Annotated in this window: 15 protein-coding genes; 7 read left to right on the forward strand and 8 right to left on the reverse strand. The window is 68.3% G+C overall.

Annotated features, from left to right (window positions below):
- Positions 1-1,020: 1,020 nt before the first annotated feature.
- The 3 genes from AABM36_RS10825 to ychF all read right to left on the reverse strand — a co-directional run bounded on the left by AABM36_RS10825 (position 1,021) and on the right by ychF (position 4,377).
- Complete coding sequence (locus tag AABM36_RS10825; RefSeq protein WP_423446204.1) at positions 1,021-1,968, reverse strand: response regulator; 948 nt, start codon at positions 1,966-1,968, stop codon at positions 1,021-1,023.
- 345 nt (positions 1,969-2,313) lie between these two features.
- Positions 2,314-3,243 (reverse strand): TIR domain-containing protein, encoded by a 930-nt coding sequence (locus AABM36_RS10830; RefSeq protein ID WP_423446206.1) that lies wholly within the window; start codon positions 3,241-3,243, stop codon positions 2,314-2,316.
- A gap of 48 nt (positions 3,244-3,291) precedes the next feature.
- A complete protein-coding gene (gene ychF / locus AABM36_RS10835; RefSeq protein ID WP_423446208.1) occupies positions 3,292-4,377 on the reverse strand; it encodes a redox-regulated ATPase YchF in 1,086 nt (361 codons plus the stop codon).
- Positions 4,378-4,630: 253 nt separating this feature from the next.
- Between ychF and AABM36_RS10840 the strand changes: the two genes are divergently transcribed.
- The 5 genes from AABM36_RS10840 (at position 4,631) to AABM36_RS10860 (ending at position 9,797) form a co-directional block, all read left to right on the forward strand.
- The gene (locus AABM36_RS10840; RefSeq protein WP_423446210.1) at positions 4,631-5,557 is read left to right on the forward strand and encodes an ATP-binding cassette domain-containing protein; all 927 of its coding nucleotides are present in this window, start codon (positions 4,631-4,633) and stop codon (positions 5,555-5,557) included.
- A gap of 260 nt (positions 5,558-5,817) precedes the next feature.
- On the forward strand, positions 5,818-6,579 hold the full coding sequence (locus tag AABM36_RS10845; RefSeq protein WP_423446211.1) for an ABC transporter permease: 762 nt from the start codon (positions 5,818-5,820) through the stop codon (positions 6,577-6,579).
- Positions 6,576-7,916: a sensor histidine kinase gene (locus tag AABM36_RS10850; RefSeq protein ID WP_423446213.1), complete on the forward strand. Its 1,341-nt coding sequence runs from the start codon at positions 6,576-6,578 to the stop codon at positions 7,914-7,916. Before AABM36_RS10845 ends, AABM36_RS10850 begins: the two co-directional genes overlap by 4 nt.
- Complete coding sequence (locus AABM36_RS10855) at positions 7,913-8,524, forward strand: response regulator transcription factor (RefSeq protein WP_423446215.1); 612 nt, start codon at positions 7,913-7,915, stop codon at positions 8,522-8,524. Before AABM36_RS10850 ends, AABM36_RS10855 begins: the two co-directional genes overlap by 4 nt.
- A 70-nt stretch (positions 8,525-8,594) precedes the next feature.
- The gene (locus tag AABM36_RS10860; RefSeq protein WP_423446216.1) at positions 8,595-9,797 is read left to right on the forward strand and encodes a DNA recombination protein RmuC; all 1,203 of its coding nucleotides are present in this window, start codon (positions 8,595-8,597) and stop codon (positions 9,795-9,797) included.
- A 135-nt stretch (positions 9,798-9,932) separates the two neighbouring features.
- Here the strand turns inward: AABM36_RS10860 and AABM36_RS10865 are convergent, their stop codons facing one another.
- Positions 9,933-11,015, reverse strand: coding sequence for a 4-hydroxy-3-methylbut-2-enyl diphosphate reductase (locus AABM36_RS10865; RefSeq protein WP_423446218.1), 1,083 nt, complete (start codon positions 11,013-11,015; stop codon positions 9,933-9,935).
- Positions 10,999-11,925: a hypothetical protein gene (locus AABM36_RS10870; RefSeq protein ID WP_423446219.1), complete on the reverse strand. Its 927-nt coding sequence runs from the start codon at positions 11,923-11,925 to the stop codon at positions 10,999-11,001. The genes AABM36_RS10865 and AABM36_RS10870 overlap by 17 nt, the downstream gene beginning before the upstream one ends.
- A 58-nt stretch (positions 11,926-11,983) precedes the next feature.
- Here AABM36_RS10870 and xseA point away from each other — a divergent pair, with 58 nt between their 5' ends.
- Positions 11,984-13,303 (forward strand): exodeoxyribonuclease VII large subunit, encoded by a 1,320-nt coding sequence (gene xseA, locus AABM36_RS10875; protein ID WP_423446221.1) that lies wholly within the window; start codon positions 11,984-11,986, stop codon positions 13,301-13,303.
- Positions 13,304-13,396: 93 nt separating this feature from the next.
- Entirely contained in the window at positions 13,397-13,687 is a 291-nt protein-coding gene (locus tag AABM36_RS10880; RefSeq protein WP_423446222.1) for an exodeoxyribonuclease VII small subunit, read from the forward strand.
- Between the two features lie 13 nt (positions 13,688-13,700).
- On the opposite strand, the gene AABM36_RS10885 is transcribed toward AABM36_RS10880, so the two are convergent.
- From AABM36_RS10885 to AABM36_RS10895, 3 genes are all read right to left on the reverse strand, one after another.
- Complete coding sequence (locus AABM36_RS10885) at positions 13,701-14,918, reverse strand: pyridoxal phosphate-dependent aminotransferase (RefSeq protein WP_423446224.1); 1,218 nt, start codon at positions 14,916-14,918, stop codon at positions 13,701-13,703.
- A gap of 108 nt (positions 14,919-15,026) precedes the next feature.
- Positions 15,027-16,079 (reverse strand): glycine betaine ABC transporter substrate-binding protein, encoded by a 1,053-nt coding sequence (locus tag AABM36_RS10890; protein ID WP_423446226.1) that lies wholly within the window; start codon positions 16,077-16,079, stop codon positions 15,027-15,029.
- Positions 16,076-16,594, reverse strand: a complete 519-nt coding sequence (locus AABM36_RS10895; protein ID WP_423446228.1) for an NUDIX hydrolase — start codon at positions 16,592-16,594, stop codon at positions 16,076-16,078. The genes AABM36_RS10890 and AABM36_RS10895 overlap by 4 nt, the downstream gene beginning before the upstream one ends.
- Between the last annotated feature and the right edge of the window lie 106 nt (positions 16,595-16,700).

Consider the following 16,700-nt stretch of genomic DNA (forward strand, 5'->3'; position numbering starts at 1 on the left):
ACACCCTGCGTTCGAGTAACTCTGGTCCCGGCTCGGTTGTGGGGACGCCCCCCCCCCGGCGGCCACTGGGCGAGCGCCGCAGCAAGCCAGCAAGGGCGGACCTCCTGAGGGGGGCGGAATTTGATCACACTCAGAAGGTTGCTCCGGTCACACGTTGAACCGGAACTTCACCACGTTACGTAGCCAAACTACCGATGTGTCTACGGGCCCGCGAGCGATTTCGGCAAGAGGCGAAACAACCATGCGACCTGGGCTTTTTAGCGACGGAGCACTGAGCAGGGAGCGCCCCATCCAAGATCACAGCGCATCAAGGACGGGGAAACGAGAAAAAGCCAAGTGGACACGGCCCAGGACGGCATCGGCAGATTGACCCGCACATCTTCCCCACCGTATGACCGGATCACAGGTTCGCTCCACCGCCAAGCACCAGTGGCACGTCCATACCAATTGCAACAGCCCGGACACCTCGGGCAGACCGGGCCGCGCGATGCCGGTGCAGTAGCGAGATACGATGCCCTCGACCATCGTGCGTGCGTCGGAGAACTCCCGGCCCGGCTTGCCCCTCGGCGCGGCAACAACTCCGCGATCTGTGGTCACTGGGCATCCGAGAGAACCCGGAAACGCGACACGCCACGATAGTTCTAGACCCGCCACCATGATTCCTCAAAAACGCTCATGGCGTCTTCGTCGCGTAAGACTCGGCGATCGGTCCCGTTGTTGGTGCCAGTAGTCGCCAAATTACTTGGTGACGCACCTCCGCGGGGGTACGGGGCGGCCAACGATGGGCCATGGAACAAGAGGCTACCCGACAAGCCAGTTGCACCTTGAGCGCGACGGAGAAACAACCTTCTTCGCGTGCTTTTCACCTTGCGGTCTCAAGAAGCAATAAGTCCGAACCCACACCGAGTCAACAGTGACCGGCCGCGGCCGGTTTCTCACTCTGGCGCCGAGCATCTGACCGGAAAATTTATAATCGCGAAGTCCAAGGCCAGACCCCAATACGAGTTTGCTCAAATCCACTTACCGGGACAGCTCATTCATTACCAGTTCAAAAAGGCGGCTTGGGTCATTCGTCGCCCCCTGACCGCCTCGGTCCTGTATGGCTCGAGCAAAATCCGACGAATCTATTCCCGAGTACACGATGAACGGTGTACTGTCGCCGCGCTGCCTCACTGCATCGAGTAAAGTGAACCCTTCCTGCGCACCCTCATCCCTTGCCATATCTGAAATGATGGCCTGGAAGTTATTTCCGGTCAGCAGTTCCAACGCACACTCAGTATTCGGAGCCCAAACCGTCGAGACGCCCGCCGCCTCTAGCATAGTTCGTTCGGCCTGGATCCAGTCCTCGTTATCGTCCACCCACAGAACGCACTTATGGTCGACCCCTGCAAATCGCCCATACACGTCTGCTAATTGCTGCCGTCGTACATCGGTAAGTTCTCGACCTGTTTTGGATTTCTGTGCGTTATTGATCTGACGCAAGAGATTGGCTCCGTCGCCCAAAATGGCGTCTACCTCAGTCGCTGGCATATTTCCGTGAGAAACTGGTCCTTCATCATCCTTGAGCTTAAGACGAAAGTTGAATTGCCTTGGTAGAGCCACCTCAGGGAGATCCAACTCCTCACGAAGGCTCTTTCTCAGACTCTCGATAACAGGCATAAGGGAGGAATTATTTCTTCCCACAAAATCTTGCTGGAATCGATTCGCGGCTCGGATTTCCTGCACGCCACCCAAAAGCATGACGTCTGCGAGCGCTCCCTCAAGATTATCTCGACGTTGCGGAGTCAGAGGATCCCGTTCTGATGCATCGATCAGTTTACGGTAAGCGTCTAGCAGAAAGGCTATCCTCTGAGTCCGTCTGGCACCAATGGCTTCCCGCAGCATTGTGAGTCTGTGAACAAAGAAACCGCCGACAAAAGCACCCAGGATTGCCGACCCTAGCGAGATCAGCGGCTCCCACCAATTCATATCTTATCTCCTGAGCCTATACGTTGAATCTAAACTCCACCACATTCCGGACAACGCTTATGCCACAGATACCCTGTTCCCGACCGGCACCCGGCGGTTCGCGCGTCTGAGACCGAGCAAGGCGGGTGGCACGACGCCAAAGCGTCGGCCCCGGTAAGCCGTTGGACCCGACCCGGGAATCAAGCCATCACCGAAGCGCGGCCCAAGTTGATCGCGCAACCAGCACAGGCGCTTGCCCTCTGAGTTGCTGGCAGCTCCCCGGGTTTCACTTCCTAGAGACATCCGGATCACAAAACACTCGCGCCCGCCTGGCCATTCACTGCACATCCAGGAACCTGGGCTCTACTAGCGGCGACCAAGCGATTTGGCGCGCTCCGAGATGTCTAAGGCAGAGGGTCCGAGCGCTGCCCGTAGATTCGAGTCGCTACGATTCGCCTGATAGGTAAGATAGGTGATGCCAGCCAAATCCGAGGGCAACCTCGTCGGCTTTTCACGTGGAAGCAACATAAAGACCCGCTCGGGGCTCAGCACTCCCATGAAGAGACCTAGTTCAAATATCACATTGTCCCGCGGCGTATCACCAACCATACCTCTAGTCACGACGACGTCGTCAGGCGAAAGTATCAGAGCGGCATAATCCGCAGATTTTGCACGGGAAATTAAATTCGTGAGGCTTGACGCTCCTGACGCAAATACACCTTGATCCCACACCGTACACTCAAGGGCTTGATCCAGTAGGGCCTGGAGGGCGCGCGCCACCGCAACCCCCTCCCCGGACGACCCTATGAATAGAGTCGGAACTCCTTCATTGGAGGCTTCGGCTCCACGGATGGGGCCGGAGATTTCGCCCCCGAGGTTCGCGCTTGCACCGTCGCCACCGACCAGTCGAAGGCGCACCAGAACTTTGTAAAGATCAACATTCTTGACAGCCCAATGCGTGCGAGAAAATTCCCAACGCTCCGCGTCAATTTGGAATGTCTCAGCATGCGCCTCGATCACAGATGTCGGAATGGGTTCTATTTCAAGGTCAGGCACGAAGGTATACTCATAGCCCTTCGCCTCCTTCCGAAGCTTAGAAACGCTGCCGACTCGCGCCACCTGCTCCACCCGAGCATTTTGAGTCTCTGGCATGAGGAGGACAGGAAGCTTGAGAAGGGCCTCCCAGTTAATGGAACTCTCGCTCGAATCAGTGCGAAAAAGTCCAACTAGGCTCTTCTCCGTATGCTCCAGAACTCGGTCGGCGTCCACTGAATCGACCAACTTCGTTGGGCCCATGATTAGACTGTACATTAGAAGATCAGTGACCCCTCATTAGTGCTTGAGTTATACATTGAATCTAAATTCAACCACGTCCCCATCCTGCATCACGTACTCCTTGCCCTCCATCCGGACCTTGCCGTGAGCCTTGGCCTCGGCCATCGACCCGGCCTCCATGAGGTCGTCGTAAGAGACGATCTCCGCCTTGATGAAGCCCCGTTCGAAGTCCGAGTGGATCACTCCAGCGGCCTTGGGGGCGGTGTCGCCCTGGTTGATGGTCCACGCGCGGGCCTCCTTGGGGCCGGCGGTGAGGTAGGTCTGCAGGCCCAGGGTGGAGAAGCCCACGCGGGCCAGCTTGTCCAGGCCGGACTCCTCCTGGCCCTCCATCTCCAGCATCTCGCGGGCCTCCTCCTCGGAGAGCTCCACCAGATCCGCCTCCAGCTTCGCGTCCAGGAACACGCACTGCGCCGGCGCCACCAGCGCCTCCAGCTCGGCCTGACGCTCCGGCGAGGACAGCACGCCCTCGTCCGCGTTGAACACGTAGATGAACGGCTTGGCCGTGAGCAGGTTCAGCTCACGCAGGTTGTCGGTGTCCAGCTTCTCGGGCCCAGCGGCCTCGAAGATCGTGCGGCCCTCCGCCAGCACCTTCTCCGCGGCCTGGTACGCCGCGAGCTGCTCCGGTGAGCCCTTCTTGATCTTGACCTGCTTCTCCAGCTTGGGGATCGCGTTCTCCAGCGTCTGCAGGTCCGCAAGGATCAGCTCGGTGTTGATGGTCTCGCGGTCCGAGGCCGGGTCGATCTTGCCGTCCACGTGGATCACGTCCGGATCGTCGAACACGCGGATGACCTGGGCGATCGCGTGCGCCTCACGGATGTTCGCCAGGAACTGGTTGCCCAGCCCCTCCCCCTCGGACGCGCCCTTCACGATGCCCGCGATGTCCACGAAGGACACCGTTGCCGGCACGATCTTCTGCGAGCCGTGCAGCTCCGCGAGCTTGTCCAGCCGCTCGTCCGGCAGGTTCACCACGCCCACGTTCGGCTCGATGGTCGCGAACGGATAGTTCGCGGCGAGCACCGTGTTGCGCGTGAGCGCGTTGAACAGGGTTGATTTTCCGACGTTCGGCAGACCGACGATTCCAATAGTAAGAGCCACGGTCCGCCATCTTACCGGGGCCGTCCGACGACGCCGCCACGCAACTCCGCGCGCCACCGCACCACCGTGCCGTCCCCACCCACGATCCCGCCCGGCGCGAGGCCCCGGCGGCCCCAGCGTGCCGTGTCCACGCAGAGCACCGGGCCCGTGCGGTTTGCGGCACCCTCCCGCACCCCCACCCCTGACACATGTCACGTCCCACTCGTGACAATCCGCAGTTCAGCGCGGCCCCGCCGCACGGGAACCTGAACCCATGAACACCACACACCCACCGCAGCCCCACTCCCCCGCCATCCAGGTGCAGGACGCCGTCAAGACCTTTCGTACACGTTCCGAGACGGTCCGCGCCGTCCAGGGTGTCTCGCTGGAGATCCCGCGCGGCGGCGTCGTCGCCCTGCTGGGGCCGAACGGCGCGGGGAAGACGACCCTGCTGGACATGGTGCTCGGCATGAGCGAGCCCACCTCCGGGGAGGTGAGCGTGTGCGGCGAGCGCCCGCGCGCGGCCGTGGCCCACGGGAAGGTGGGCGCGGTGCAGCAGGTGGGCGGGCTGCTCGCGGACCTGAGCGTGCGCGAGACCGTGACCATGATCGCGTCCCTCTACCCGGACCCCCTGCCCGTGGACGAGGCGCTGCAACGGGCGGGGGCGGCGTCGTTCGCGCGCCGGAAGGTGGCCAAGTGCTCGGGCGGACAGCAGCAGCGCGTCCGCTTCGCCCTGGCCCTGCTCCCGCGCCCCGAGCTGCTCGTGCTGGACGAGCCGACCGCGGGCATGGACGTGCAGTCCCGCACCGAGTTCTGGGACGCGATGCGCGCCGAGACGGAGCGCGGGCTCACGGTCGTGTTCGCCACGCACTACCTCCAGGAGGCGGAGGACGTCGCCGAGCGGATCGTCCTGATGGACGCCGGGCGCGTCACGTTCGACGGCTCCGTGGACGAGCTGCGCTCCACGTCCCGGCACCACACCGTCTCCTTCGTGTGGCCGGCCGGCGAACCGCTGCCCGAGTTCGCGGGCGCCACCGTCTCGCGCCGCTCGGAGTCCCGCGTGCACCTGCGCACCGAGGACGCGGACGCCCTCGCCCGCGAGCTGCTGACCCGCACCCCGGCGAGCGCCCTGGAGATCTCCCGCGGCGGTCTGGACGAGGCGTTCGCCGCGCTGGTCCAGCACGACGACGCCGCCGCGTGAGCCCGCGCGGCGCACCGCGGGCGGGGACGCACCGACGCCCCACTGGCCCGCCGCGCATTCTCAGCGGGGCACAAAGCCCCGCACTCCCCGTGCATGCGCGCGACGGAATGCGCCACCGCGGACGCGGCTCTCTCCCGCGTGCATCCGCCGTCGCGCCGCCGTCACGGCCTGCGCACCGCGAGCGCGCCGATCCGCCGCCCCGATCCCCGTTGCACCCCCTGAACCGCACCCCGACCCCGATCCATCCCGAGGAGACCGTCATGTCCCTGACCTACACCGCCCACGACGTCCTGCGGAACGTCCGCGCGATCCCCAACCTCGTGTTCGTGGCCCTGCTTCCCGCCGTGCTGTACATCCTGTTCGGCGCGGCGCAGGGCTGGTCCGACGCCCGCCTGCCCGGGGGCAACGTCTCCGCGTACGTGATGGTGTCCATGGCCGTCTACGGGGCCGTCACCGCCACCACCGCCATCTCCGCCGGCGCGGCCGTGGAACGGTTGCAGGGCTGGGGCCGGCAGCTCGCGCTGACCCCCATGGGCACGGGCGGCTACGCGGCCACCAAGGTGGTGGTGGCCCTGCTGATCGCCGTGCTGCCCGTGGTCATCGTGTTCCTGGTGGGGGCGTTCACCAACGCCTCGATGGACGACCTCTGGCGCTGGCTGCTGGCCGCCGTGCTGTGCGTGGTGGTCTCCGTGGTCTTCGCCCTCTACGGGCTGGCCGCGGGCCTGATCTTCCGCTCGGACACCGCCGTGGGTGCCGCCTCCGGCGCCCTGGTGGTCTTCGCGTTCTTCGGCAACGTGTTCATGCCGCTCTCCGGCGGGATGCTGGCCATCGCCCGGTTCACCCCCATGTATGGAATCGTGGGGATCGCCCGCTATCCCGTGACCGAAGGTGAGGTGGCCACCATGGGCGGTGCCCCGCAGACCGACAGCCTGCTGTGGCTCGTGGTCAACGCCGTGGCCTGGGCCGCCGTGTTCGGGATCATCGCGCTGCTGGCCTCCCGGACGTCCACGGCCCGCCGATGAGCACCCCCACTCGGACCGCCCCGCACCCACGCACCGAGGAGCCCGAGCACGACTGGTCCGACCTGCTGTTCGCCACCGTCTGGCTCGTGTTCCTCGTCTTTCCCGCCGCGGCCCTGCTGCAGAGCGACGAGTCGGTCTGGGCCACTGCCCTGGGACTGCTCGGACTGGTGCTCTTCGCCGGGCTCTACACGTTCTCCTGGATCCGGCAGATCCTGGTCCCGCGCCTGAGTGTGCCGGGCAACGCCGCGCTGTGGTGCCTGATCCTGCTGGTGCCGCTCACCCTGCTGCTGCCGGCCTCCCCGTGGGGCATCACCTACATGGCGCCGTTCTTCGTGGCCGTGTGCGCGTTCCGGCTGTCCCTGCGCCAGGGCATCCTGGCCGCGCTCCTGATCGAGGCGGCCGCCCTGGTTCCGCTGCTCACGCTGCTCCTCCGGGAGCAGTGGTTCTGGCCGCTGTTCGGCCTGGTCCCGTCCGCGCTGATCATCCTGATCTCCCGTTTTGCCGTGGAGCGCTCGGAGACCCACGAACGCCTGGCCCGCGAGCTCGAGGTCTCCCGCCAGCGCGAGGCCGTGGGCCGGGACGTCCACGACATCCTGGGCCACTCCCTCACGGTGATCACCGTCAAGGCCCAGCTCGCCCAGCGGCTCGTGGAGACGGACCCGCAGCGCGCCGTCGCCGAGCTGGACGACGTCCTGGCGCTGTCCCGCGAAGCCCTCACGGACGTGCGCGCCACGGTCGGCAAGCTGCGGGACCTGGACCTGGGCGTCGAGCTCGTCCAGGCGCGCGCGGCCCTGCGCGCCGCCGGGATCACCCCGCACCTGCCGTCCTCGGTCCCGCCCCTGGACGCCGCCACCCGTTCCGCGTTCGCCTGGATCCTGCGCGAGGCCGTGACCAACGTGGTCCGCCACTCGGGTGCCGCGCACTGCCGCGTGACGCTCACCGGCTCGTCCCTGCGCATCGCGGATGACGGCGCACGGGCCGGTGGTGCCTCCTCTCGCCACTCTGCGCGGACCGACACCGTCGCTCGCCCAGCCGACGCGGCGCCCTCGACCAGCCCTCCGCGCACGGACGACGCCGCAGCAGATGCGCCCCCACGGAACGGGGTGGGGCACGCAGGCCTGGACAGGCAGCGGCCGGTGCGGGCCGGGGACCGCGGCGACGCGGCGGCGTCGTTCTCCGGAGACGAGGTGAGCACGGCGGCCGGTGCCGCCGAACCGGCGCTGCGAGAGGGCAACGGCATCCGCGGCATGAAGGAACGGGCGCGTGCGGCAGGATGTGAGGTGACCGTCCGGCGGAGCCCCGAGGGCGGAACCGTGGTGGAGGTGACGCGGACATGAGCGAGATCCGGGTGCTGATCGCGGACGACCAGGCCCTCGTGCGCGCCGGGCTGGCCGCCCTGCTGGACCTGGAGCCTGACCTCACCGTGGTGGCCCAGGCCGCCGACGGCCAGGAAGCGGTGGCCCTCGCCGCAGATCTCCCCGTGGACGTGGCCCTGCTGGACATCGAGATGCCCGGGCTCACCGGCCTGGAGGCCACCAAACGGATCGTGGCCGCGGGGCGTGGGACGCGCTGCCTGATCGTCACCACGTTCGACCGTCCCGGCTACCTGCGGCGCGCGTTTGACGCCGGTGCGTCCGGTTTCGTGGTCAAGGACACCCCCGCGTCGGAGCTCGCGGAGGGCATCCGGAGGGTGCACGCCGGGCTGCGGGTGATCGACCCGGCGCTGGCCGAGAAGTCCCTGCTGGCCGGCCCCAACCCCCTGACGCCGCGGGAGCAGGACGTGCTGCGCGAGGCCTCGGGAGGTGCGTCCGCCGGGCAGATCGCCCGGGCGCTGCACCTCTCGGCGGGGACGGTGCGCAACCACCTGTCCTCCGCGATCGGCAAAACGGGCACGGCCAACCGGGCCGAGGCGGCGGCCGTGGCGGACCGGAACGGGTGGCTGTAGCGCACCGGATCAGGCACCAAGCTCCGCCGGGGTGCTTGTGCGTGTCGGACGGGATTGTCATGGTGAGCGCATGGATGCTTCGGTGATGGCTCAGGTGTGGTGGTTGTGGTCGTTGTTCGCCCTCGTGGTGGGTGTTGTCCTGGGGTACGTCCTGGCGCATCCCAAGAGGGCCGCACTGGAGACCGAGCTGGACGAGGCCCAGGCGCAGCGGCTGGGTGCGCTCCAGGAAGCGGCATCCGCGCGGGCCGCGGCCGAGCAGCTCGCGGAGCGGGTGGAGTCCCTCGAGGCCCGGGCCGTCCAGGACCAGGACGTCATGCGTGCCCTGGCGCCCCTCAACGACCAGCTCTCCTCCGTGGGTCGTCACGTGAGCCAGCTGGAGCGGGACCGTGCGCAGCAGTTCGGCGCCGTGGCCCAGGCCCTCGAGGCCGCCCGCACCACGGACCAGCAGCTGCTGCACGCCACCACGTCCCTTGAAGGCTCCCTCCGCTCCACCACCGCCCGCGGTGCCTGGGGCGAGATGCAGCTGCGCCGGGTGGTGGAGGCGGCCGGCATGACACGCCACGTGGACTTCACGGAACAGGCGGTGCGCTCCACAGACTCCGGCACCCAGCGCCCGGACATGGTGATCAACTTGCCCGGCGCGCAGACCGTGGTGGTGGATGCCAAGGCCCCCATGTCCTCCTACCTGGATGCGCAGGCCGTCCCCGCGGACGGCTCCCCCGAGAACGAGCAACGCCGCGCCCAGCTGCTCACCGCTCACGCCAAGGCTCTGAGGGCCCACGTGAACACCCTGGGCACCAAGAAGTACTGGTCCGCGGAGGAGAACTCCCCCGAACTGGTCATGTGCTTCGTCCCCGTGGAATCCGCCCTCGCCGCCGCACTGGACGCTGATGCGTCCCTGCTGGACCACGCGGCCCGGGCGAACGTGGCCCTGGTGTCCCCGGTGTCCCTGCTCGCCTCGCTCAAGGCCGTGGCATTCAGCTGGCGTCAGGCCACCCTCACGGACAACGCGCGAGAGCTGTACCGGCTGTCCCGGGAGCTCTACGACCGCATGGGCGCCGTGGGCAAGCACCTGTCCGACATGGGCGGTTCACTGCGGCGCTCGGTGGATGGCTACAACAAGCTGGTGGGATCGTTGGAGTCCCGGGTCCTGCCCTCGGCGCGGAGGATCGCCGAGCTGGACCCCACGGCCACCGACTCCGAGGCGCTGGAGACCACAACCGTGGAGTCCGTGCCGCGACCGGTCACGGCCACGGAGTTCGTGAACGACTGACGCCGCTCAGGGCAAGGTGTTGACGCCAGGACCCAGAAGAAGAACTGGTGCGAGGGCCCAGAGGGACGAGCTGGTGCCAGAGCCCAGCGCGAGGGCCTGGCGTCAACGCTCAGCGCGAGGTCGTTTTGTCAGGTCTCAGCGCGAGGGCTTGGTGCCGCGACCGCCCAGGCCGCGGGACGTGTCCCCGCCCTGGGCGAGCTTGGCGCGCAGCTCCTTGGGCAGGGAGAACAGGATGTCCTCCTGGGCGGTCACCACTTCCTCGACCTCCCCGTAGCCGTACTCCGCGAGCAGGTCCAGGACCTGCTGCACGAGCACCTCGGGCACCGAGGCTCCGGAGGTCAGCCCCACGGTGGCCACGCCCTCGAACCAGGACTCGTCCACCTGGTTGGCGAAGTCCACGCGCTCCGCGCGCTGGGCCCCGTACTCCAGGGCCACTTCCTTGAGTCGCACCGAGTTGGAGGAGTTCGCCGAGCCCACCACCAGCACCAGATCCGCCTGGGGGGCGATCTCCTTGATCGCGGCCTGGCGGTTGGAGGTGGCGTAGCAGATGTCGTCGCTGGGCGGGTCGATCATGTTGGGGAACTTGGCGCGCAGCCGGTTCACCGTCTCCATGGTCTCGTCCACGCTCAGGGTGGTCTGGGAGAGCCACACCACCTTGTCGGGGTCGTGCACCTCCAGGGTGTCCACGTCCTCCGGGGAGTTCACGATCTGGATGTGCTCGGGGGCCTCCCCGAACGTGCCCTCGACCTCTTCGTGGCCCACGTGGCCGATCAGCAGGATCTCGTAGTCGTTCTTGGCGAAGCGCACGGCCTCGCGGTGCACCTTGGTGACCAGCGGGCAGGTGGCGTCGATGGTGTTGAGGTTGCGGTCCTGCGCGGACTGCACCACGGCCGGGGACACGCCGTGGGCGGAGAACACGACCAGCGCACCCTCGGGGACCTCGTCGGTCTCCTCCACGAACACGGCCCCGCGTTCCTCCAGCGTCTGCACCACGTGCTTGTTGTGCACGATCTCCTTGCGCACGTACACCGGGGCACCGTAGTGCTCCAGGGCCTTCTCCACGGCGATCACGGCCCGGTCCACGCCCGCGCAGTAGCCGCGGGGTGCTGCCAGGAGCACCTTGCGCTCACCGGTGACCGGGGCGGCGTCGGCAATCTCCTGGGGAGTGCGACGCACCCGGGGAACGGTGGGCATGGAGAGGTCAACCACGGTGGACATGCCCACTATCGTAAGTGACCGTACGGACACGCACCACGGCGCCGATCACACCCACCGCCGCCACGACCCCCGCCCAGATCATGCCGGTGACGCCGCATTCCGTGGCGGACTCCTGCAACAGGGAGACGATCTGCTCGGTGACGAGGTGCGCCACCGGGTCCACGGCGGCGGCGTCCACCACGGCGCGTCCGCCCGCGAGCACCAGGGCGAGGACGATCCCGGTGCACACCACCCCCGCCACTCCCACTCCCGCGAGCCCGAGCCAACGGCGCGGGGACACCACCACGGCGGCGATCCCTGCCGCGCCAGCGAGCCACGGCAGGACGTAGCGCCACTGGGCCAGCTGGACCAGGGCGTCCACGACCGCTCCCGTGGGCACGCCCGGAACGGTCACGGTGAAGTTCTGCTCGTCGATCCCCGGGGAGAAGCCCACGGCATCCTCCACCTGGCGGTTCACGGCCTCCCCGAGCGCGCTGACGTCCACCACGAGCTCGTCCGGCGCGTGCCCGGCGGAGGGGGTCAGGGGGATGTTCGCGTCGTGGGTGTCGTTGAGCACCGCGAGCCACGCACCCTCCTGCTCGGGCGCGGTCAGCCAGGACTGGGCGGAGTCCACCACCGTCTGGCGGATGGACTCGATGCTCCGGTCCACGGCGTCGATGCCGGTGGCCTTGTCCTCCAGGGCGCTGAAGGTCGCCCGGTCCAGCAGGGTGCGGACCAGCTCGTCCTGGAAGCTCGTCTCCGTGATCACGGATGCGGCGGTGTCCTGGAACCCGGAGGGCGAGAGCAGGTGGTCCTGCAGCCAGGACACCCCCAACCACAGGGCGAAGCCGGCGCCGGCCAACAGAGCCAGCACGGCGGCGGCCACGCTGCGGAGGGCGTCGGAGGGGCGGGGGGACGGCGAGGAGCTCACCGCTCTACTCTAGGGAGCAGCGGCTGTGCGTGTCCGCGGCGGGTGATACTTATGTCCCATGGACACCTCGTCGTCTCCCAGCGCCGCGTTCCCCCCGGACGCCGAGCGCTCCGCCGCCCCGGCGGGTGCTCCGGCCGAGCTCCCCCGCCTGGCCCGGGACACCACTCCCGAGAACCCCTGGCCGCTGAGCAAGCTCTCCCACTCCCTGCACGGCTGGGTCCAGAAGGCCCCGGACGCGTGGGTCGAGGGCCAGGTGATCGAGGTCAACGAGCGGGCCCGGGTCTGCTACGTGACCCTGCGGGACCTCCAGGAGGAGGTCTCCGTGAGCGTGACCCTGTTCAAGAACGAGATGGCCCGGCTGGAGCGTCCCCTGGAACAGGGCTCGCGCGTGGTCGTGAGCCTCAAGGCGGACTTCTACGTCAAGACCGGGCGGCTCTCCATGCTGGGCCGGGACATCCGCCCCGTGGGTCTCGGCGACCTCCTGGAGCGCCTGGAGCGGCTGCGCCGGTCCCTCGCGGACGAGGGACTGTTCGACCAGGCCCACAAGAAGCCCCTGCCGGTGCTCCCCCACCGCGTGGGGCTGATCACCGGGCGCAACTCGGACGCGGAGAAGGACGTGGTGCGCAACGCGACCAACCGGTGGCCGGGTGTGCAGTTCGAGATTCGCGAGGTTCCCGTCCAGGGCTCGGGCTCGGCACGCGCCGTCATCGGGGCCCTGCAGGAGCTCGACGCCCTGGACGAGGTGGACGTCATCGTGATCGCCCGCGGTGGCGGTGCCTTCGAGGACCTGCTCTCGTTCAGCGACGAGTCCCTGCTGCGGGCGGTCTTCGCCGCGCGGACCCCGGTGGTCAGCGCGATCGGCCACGAGAACGACCAACCCTTGCTGGACCACGTGGCCGACGTCCGGGCCTCGACCCCCACGGACGCGGGCAAGCGCATCGTGCCGGACGTCCAGGACGAGCGGCTGCGCCTCGGCCAGGCCCGCGCCGCACTGGACCGCGCCGTGGGATCGATGATCGACCGCGAGCAGCACGGTCTGGACACCGTGCGCTCACGTCCCGTGCTCGCCCAGCCCGAGGGCATGATCCTGGTGCGCGAGGAGGACGTGGACCGGCTGCGCTCCCGCTCCTGGTCCGCCGCGAACTCCCTGGCCCTGCGGGCCCAGGACTCCGTGGTCCAGCTGCGCGCCCGGGTCCGTGCCCTGTCCCCGCAGCAGACCCTGGACCGCGGCTACGCCGTGGTGCAGACCGCGGACGGCTCCGTCCTCACGGACGCCACCCGCGCGGAGACGGGCCAGTCCCTCACCGTGCGGCTGGCCGCCGGCGAGCTCGGCGTGGACGTCACCGGCACCAGCGCCCGTCAGCCGGGCGAGCACTGAGGCGACCGCTCCCCGCCTCCGGGCGAGCCCCTCGCCCCGGGGCGCACCGCACCCGCACACCGCACACCACGCACCACCACCGGAAGGAACACCGTGGCACAGCAGAACCAGAGCACCGACTCCCACCAGGCCGCCGCGCAGGGCGCGCCGGACCTCTCCGACGTGGACCAGCTCGGCTACGAGCAGGCCCGCGAGCAGCTCGTGCAGATCGTCTCCCAGCTCGAGACGGGGGGCGCCTCCCTGGAGGAGTCCCTGCGGCTGTGGGAGCGCGGCGAGGCCCTGGCCACCCGCTGCGAGCAGTGGCTCGACGGCGCCCGGGAACGTCTCGACGCCGCCCGCGCCCGGCGGGAGAACCGGGACCAGGCGGCGTCGGACACCGAGTAGGAGCGGGAGCGGCCTACTGCTGGTAGGTCGAGAGGAACTCGCCCAGGCGGTCCAGGGCGGTGTCCAGCATGTCCACCGCGGGCAGGGTGACCAGACGGAAGTGGTCCGGCTTGCCCCAGTTGAACGCGGTGCCGTGGCTCAGCAGGATCTTCTGCTCCTTGAGCAGGTCCAGGGCGAACCGCTCGTCGTCCACGATCCCGAACTTCTCCACGTCCAGCTTGGGGAACAGGTAGAGCGCGCCGCGGGCCTGCTCGCACGTGACGCCGTCGATCTCGTTGAGCTTGCGGTGGGCGATGTCCCGCTGCGCCTTGAGCCGCCCGCCGGGCAGGATGAGGTCGTTGATCGACTGGTAGCCGCCCAGCGCGGTCTGGATGGCGTGCTGCGCGGGGACGTTCGCGCACATGCGCATGTTGGCGAGCAGCTTGATGCCCTCCAGGTAGGACTCCGCACGCCAGTTGGGGCCGGTGATCGCGAGCCACCCGGAGCGGTAGCCCGCCACGCGGTAGGCCTTGGAGAGCCCGGAGAAGGTCAGGCACAGCACGTCCTCACCGGTGAGGCTCGCGGTGTTGATCATCTCGGCGTCGTCGTACGTGATCTTCTCGTAGATCTCGTCCGAGAACAGGATGAGGTCGTGCTCCTTGGCCAGGTCCACGATCTTCTGCAGGGTCTCCTTGGAGTACACCGCACCCGTGGGGTTGTTGGGGTTGATGACCACGATGCCCTTGGTGCGCTCCGTGATCTTCGACGCCATGTCCTCGAGGTCCGGGTTCCACCCGTTCTCCTCGTCGCACTCGTAGTGCACGGGGGTGCCGCCGGACAGCGCCACGGACGCGGTCCACAGCGGGTAGTCCGGGGAGGGAATCAGCAGCTCGTCACCGGGATCGCACAGCGCCTGCAGTGCCATGGTGATCAGCTCGGAGACGCCGTTGCCCAGGTAGACGTCGTCGGTGTCCAGGTTCATGATCCCGCGCGTCTGGTAGTACTGCACCACCGCGGTGCGCGCGGAGTAGATGCCCCGGGAGTCCGAGTAGCCCTGCGCGTTGGGCAGGTTCTTGATCATGTCCACCAGGATGGCGTCCGGTGCCTCGAAGCCGAAGGGTGCGGGGTTGCCGATGTTCAGGCGCAGGATGCGCTGACCCGCGGCCTCCATCTTCTCCGCCTGCTCCAGCACGGGGCCGCGGATGTCGTAGAGGACGTTCTTCAGTTTGTCGGACTGCTTCACCTTTGCCATGGGGCCAGACTACTCGCGGGTCCCCGGCGGTTCAGCGGTGCGACGCACCTGTCCGCAGTCCCCGGATCGGTCCACAGCGTGCGCGGAGTCCCACACTGCGAAGGGGGATCAGCGGGGCTGCTCCCGGAGGTAGGTGGCGGTCTTCTCGGGGCTCATGGCGGGGTCCTCGCCCCCGGCAAGGCGGGTGATGGTGGTGAGGTCCTCGGTGGTGAGCTCCGCGGTCACGGCGTTGACGCTGGACACCGCCTGGTCGCTCATCTCCTCCGATCCCACCACCACGGCGTGCTCGGGGCTGAAGAGTCGGTTGGGGTCCTCCAGCACCACGAGCCCGTTGTCCTGGATCACCGGCTCCGAGGAGCTCAGCACCGCGGCCTGCACCTGGTCGGTGAGCAGGGCGTCCACGAGCTCGTCGGTGGTCTTGAACTCGGGCGTGGCCTTGGGGTCGCAGTCGTAGTACGCCTTCAGACCGGGTTCACCCTGGGCGCTGTCCGCGTAGTCGGCGGGCATCCCCACGGCCAGCTTGCCGCACTGCTTGCTCGCAGTGTCCAGACTCTGCAGGTCGTACTGCGCGTCCGTGGCGGCGGTGACCACCACCTGGTCCGTGCGCTGGGCGCCGGAGGAGTCCAGCACCTCCAGACCGCTGGGCATCACATCCGGCAGGGCCCGGTAGACGTCGTCCTCGGACGGGCCGGTCTCCCCCGTGATCCCCAGCAACTGGCCGAGGGAGTCCAGGAGCCCGCGCGGGGCGTCGGTGTCCGCGGACGCGCTGGGCGCCGGGCTGGGGCTCGCGCCGGAGGTCTGCGAGGCCGGCACCTCGTGCTGCCTGGCGTAGACGTAGAGGTCGCCCGTGAAGTCCGGGACCATGGTGGCCCGCCCGTCCTGCAGCGCGTCGAAGATCTCCTCGCGGGTCGATCCCACGTCCACCACGGTGGCCGGAACGCCGTCCTCGCTGAGCCGCTGCTGGTACAGGTGCGCGAGCACGCGGGTCTGGGTGTCCACGCCCGCGGCGATCTTCACGGTCTCGGGCCCGGTGGACGACGCCGCCGCGCTGGGTTCTCCACCATCGGCTCCGTTCTGCTCGTCCCCCGCGGAGCAGCCGCTCAGCAGCAGGGCACCCGTGGCGAGCACGGCCACGGCCCGGAGCCGCCCGGGGTGGGTCACCGGTCCCCGCCGGGCTCGGTGGAGACGTCCTGCTCGGCCACGTTCTCCGGCGGTGTGGCCGCCGCGTCCACCACGTCGCTCAGCCCCGCGAGGCGCAGCCCCTGGTCCACGAGGTCCAGGCGCTTGATGGAGCCGAGCTGCGAGAACGGAATCCAGGCGGCGTCGTCCGAGGAACCGTCCTGCTCCACCGCGAGCTCACCGCCGGTGATGTGCGCGGTGTAGAGCACGCGGCACGCGTGGTTGCCGCGCGTGGTGGGGTCCAGGCGCTGCTCCGCACTCATCCAGTAGCTGTGCACCCCCACGAGTCCGTCCGAGGCCACGTGGAACCCGGTCTCCTCGAAGACCTCCCGCACCATGGTCTCCTCGGGCTGCTCCCCCGGTTCCATGCCGCCGCCGGGAAGCGTCCAGGCACCCTCGAAATCGGGGTGGCGGGGGTTCCAGTGCGTGAGCAGGAGGTGCTCGTCGCGGGTGATCAGGGCGTAGGCGCCCACGCGGGAATCGAACGGCTGGCTCATGGCGGCCAGTCTAGTGGCGAGCCCCGGGCGCCACCTGGCAGGGGCGGGCGGGCCCCGGTCGCAAGTGGGCGGACAGGCCCCCGCCGCGAGTGGGCCGGTGGCCCCC

Source organism: Kocuria sp. KSNUG (genome assembly GCF_049532735.1).
GTDB classification, from domain to species: Bacteria; Actinomycetota; Actinomycetes; order Actinomycetales; family Micrococcaceae; genus Kocuria; species Kocuria rhizophila.

Bases quoted from the DNA above. Each gene is read 5' to 3' on its own strand.
- AABM36_RS10825 (WP_423446204.1), bottom strand. From the start codon at position 1,968: ATGAATTGGTGGGAGCCGCTGATCTCGCTAGGGTCGGCAATCCTGGGT.
- AABM36_RS10830 (WP_423446206.1), bottom strand. From the start codon at position 3,243: ATGGGCCCAACGAAGTTGGTCGATTCAGTGGACGCCGACCGAGTTCTG.
- AABM36_RS10840 (WP_423446210.1), top strand. From the start codon at position 4,631: ATGAACACCACACACCCACCGCAGCCCCACTCCCCCGCCATCCAGGTG.
- AABM36_RS10845 (WP_423446211.1), top strand. From the start codon at position 5,818: ATGTCCCTGACCTACACCGCCCACGACGTCCTGCGGAACGTCCGCGCG.
- AABM36_RS10850 (WP_423446213.1), top strand. From the start codon at position 6,576: ATGAGCACCCCCACTCGGACCGCCCCGCACCCACGCACCGAGGAGCCC.
- AABM36_RS10855 (WP_423446215.1), top strand. From the start codon at position 7,913: ATGAGCGAGATCCGGGTGCTGATCGCGGACGACCAGGCCCTCGTGCGC.
- AABM36_RS10860 (WP_423446216.1), top strand. From the start codon at position 8,595: ATGGATGCTTCGGTGATGGCTCAGGTGTGGTGGTTGTGGTCGTTGTTC.
- AABM36_RS10865 (WP_423446218.1), bottom strand. From the start codon at position 11,015: ATGTCCACCGTGGTTGACCTCTCCATGCCCACCGTTCCCCGGGTGCGT.
- xseA (WP_423446221.1), top strand. From the start codon at position 11,984: ATGGACACCTCGTCGTCTCCCAGCGCCGCGTTCCCCCCGGACGCCGAG.
- AABM36_RS10885 (WP_423446224.1), bottom strand. From the start codon at position 14,918: ATGGCAAAGGTGAAGCAGTCCGACAAACTGAAGAACGTCCTCTACGAC.
- AABM36_RS10895 (WP_423446228.1), bottom strand. From the start codon at position 16,594: ATGAGCCAGCCGTTCGATTCCCGCGTGGGCGCCTACGCCCTGATCACC.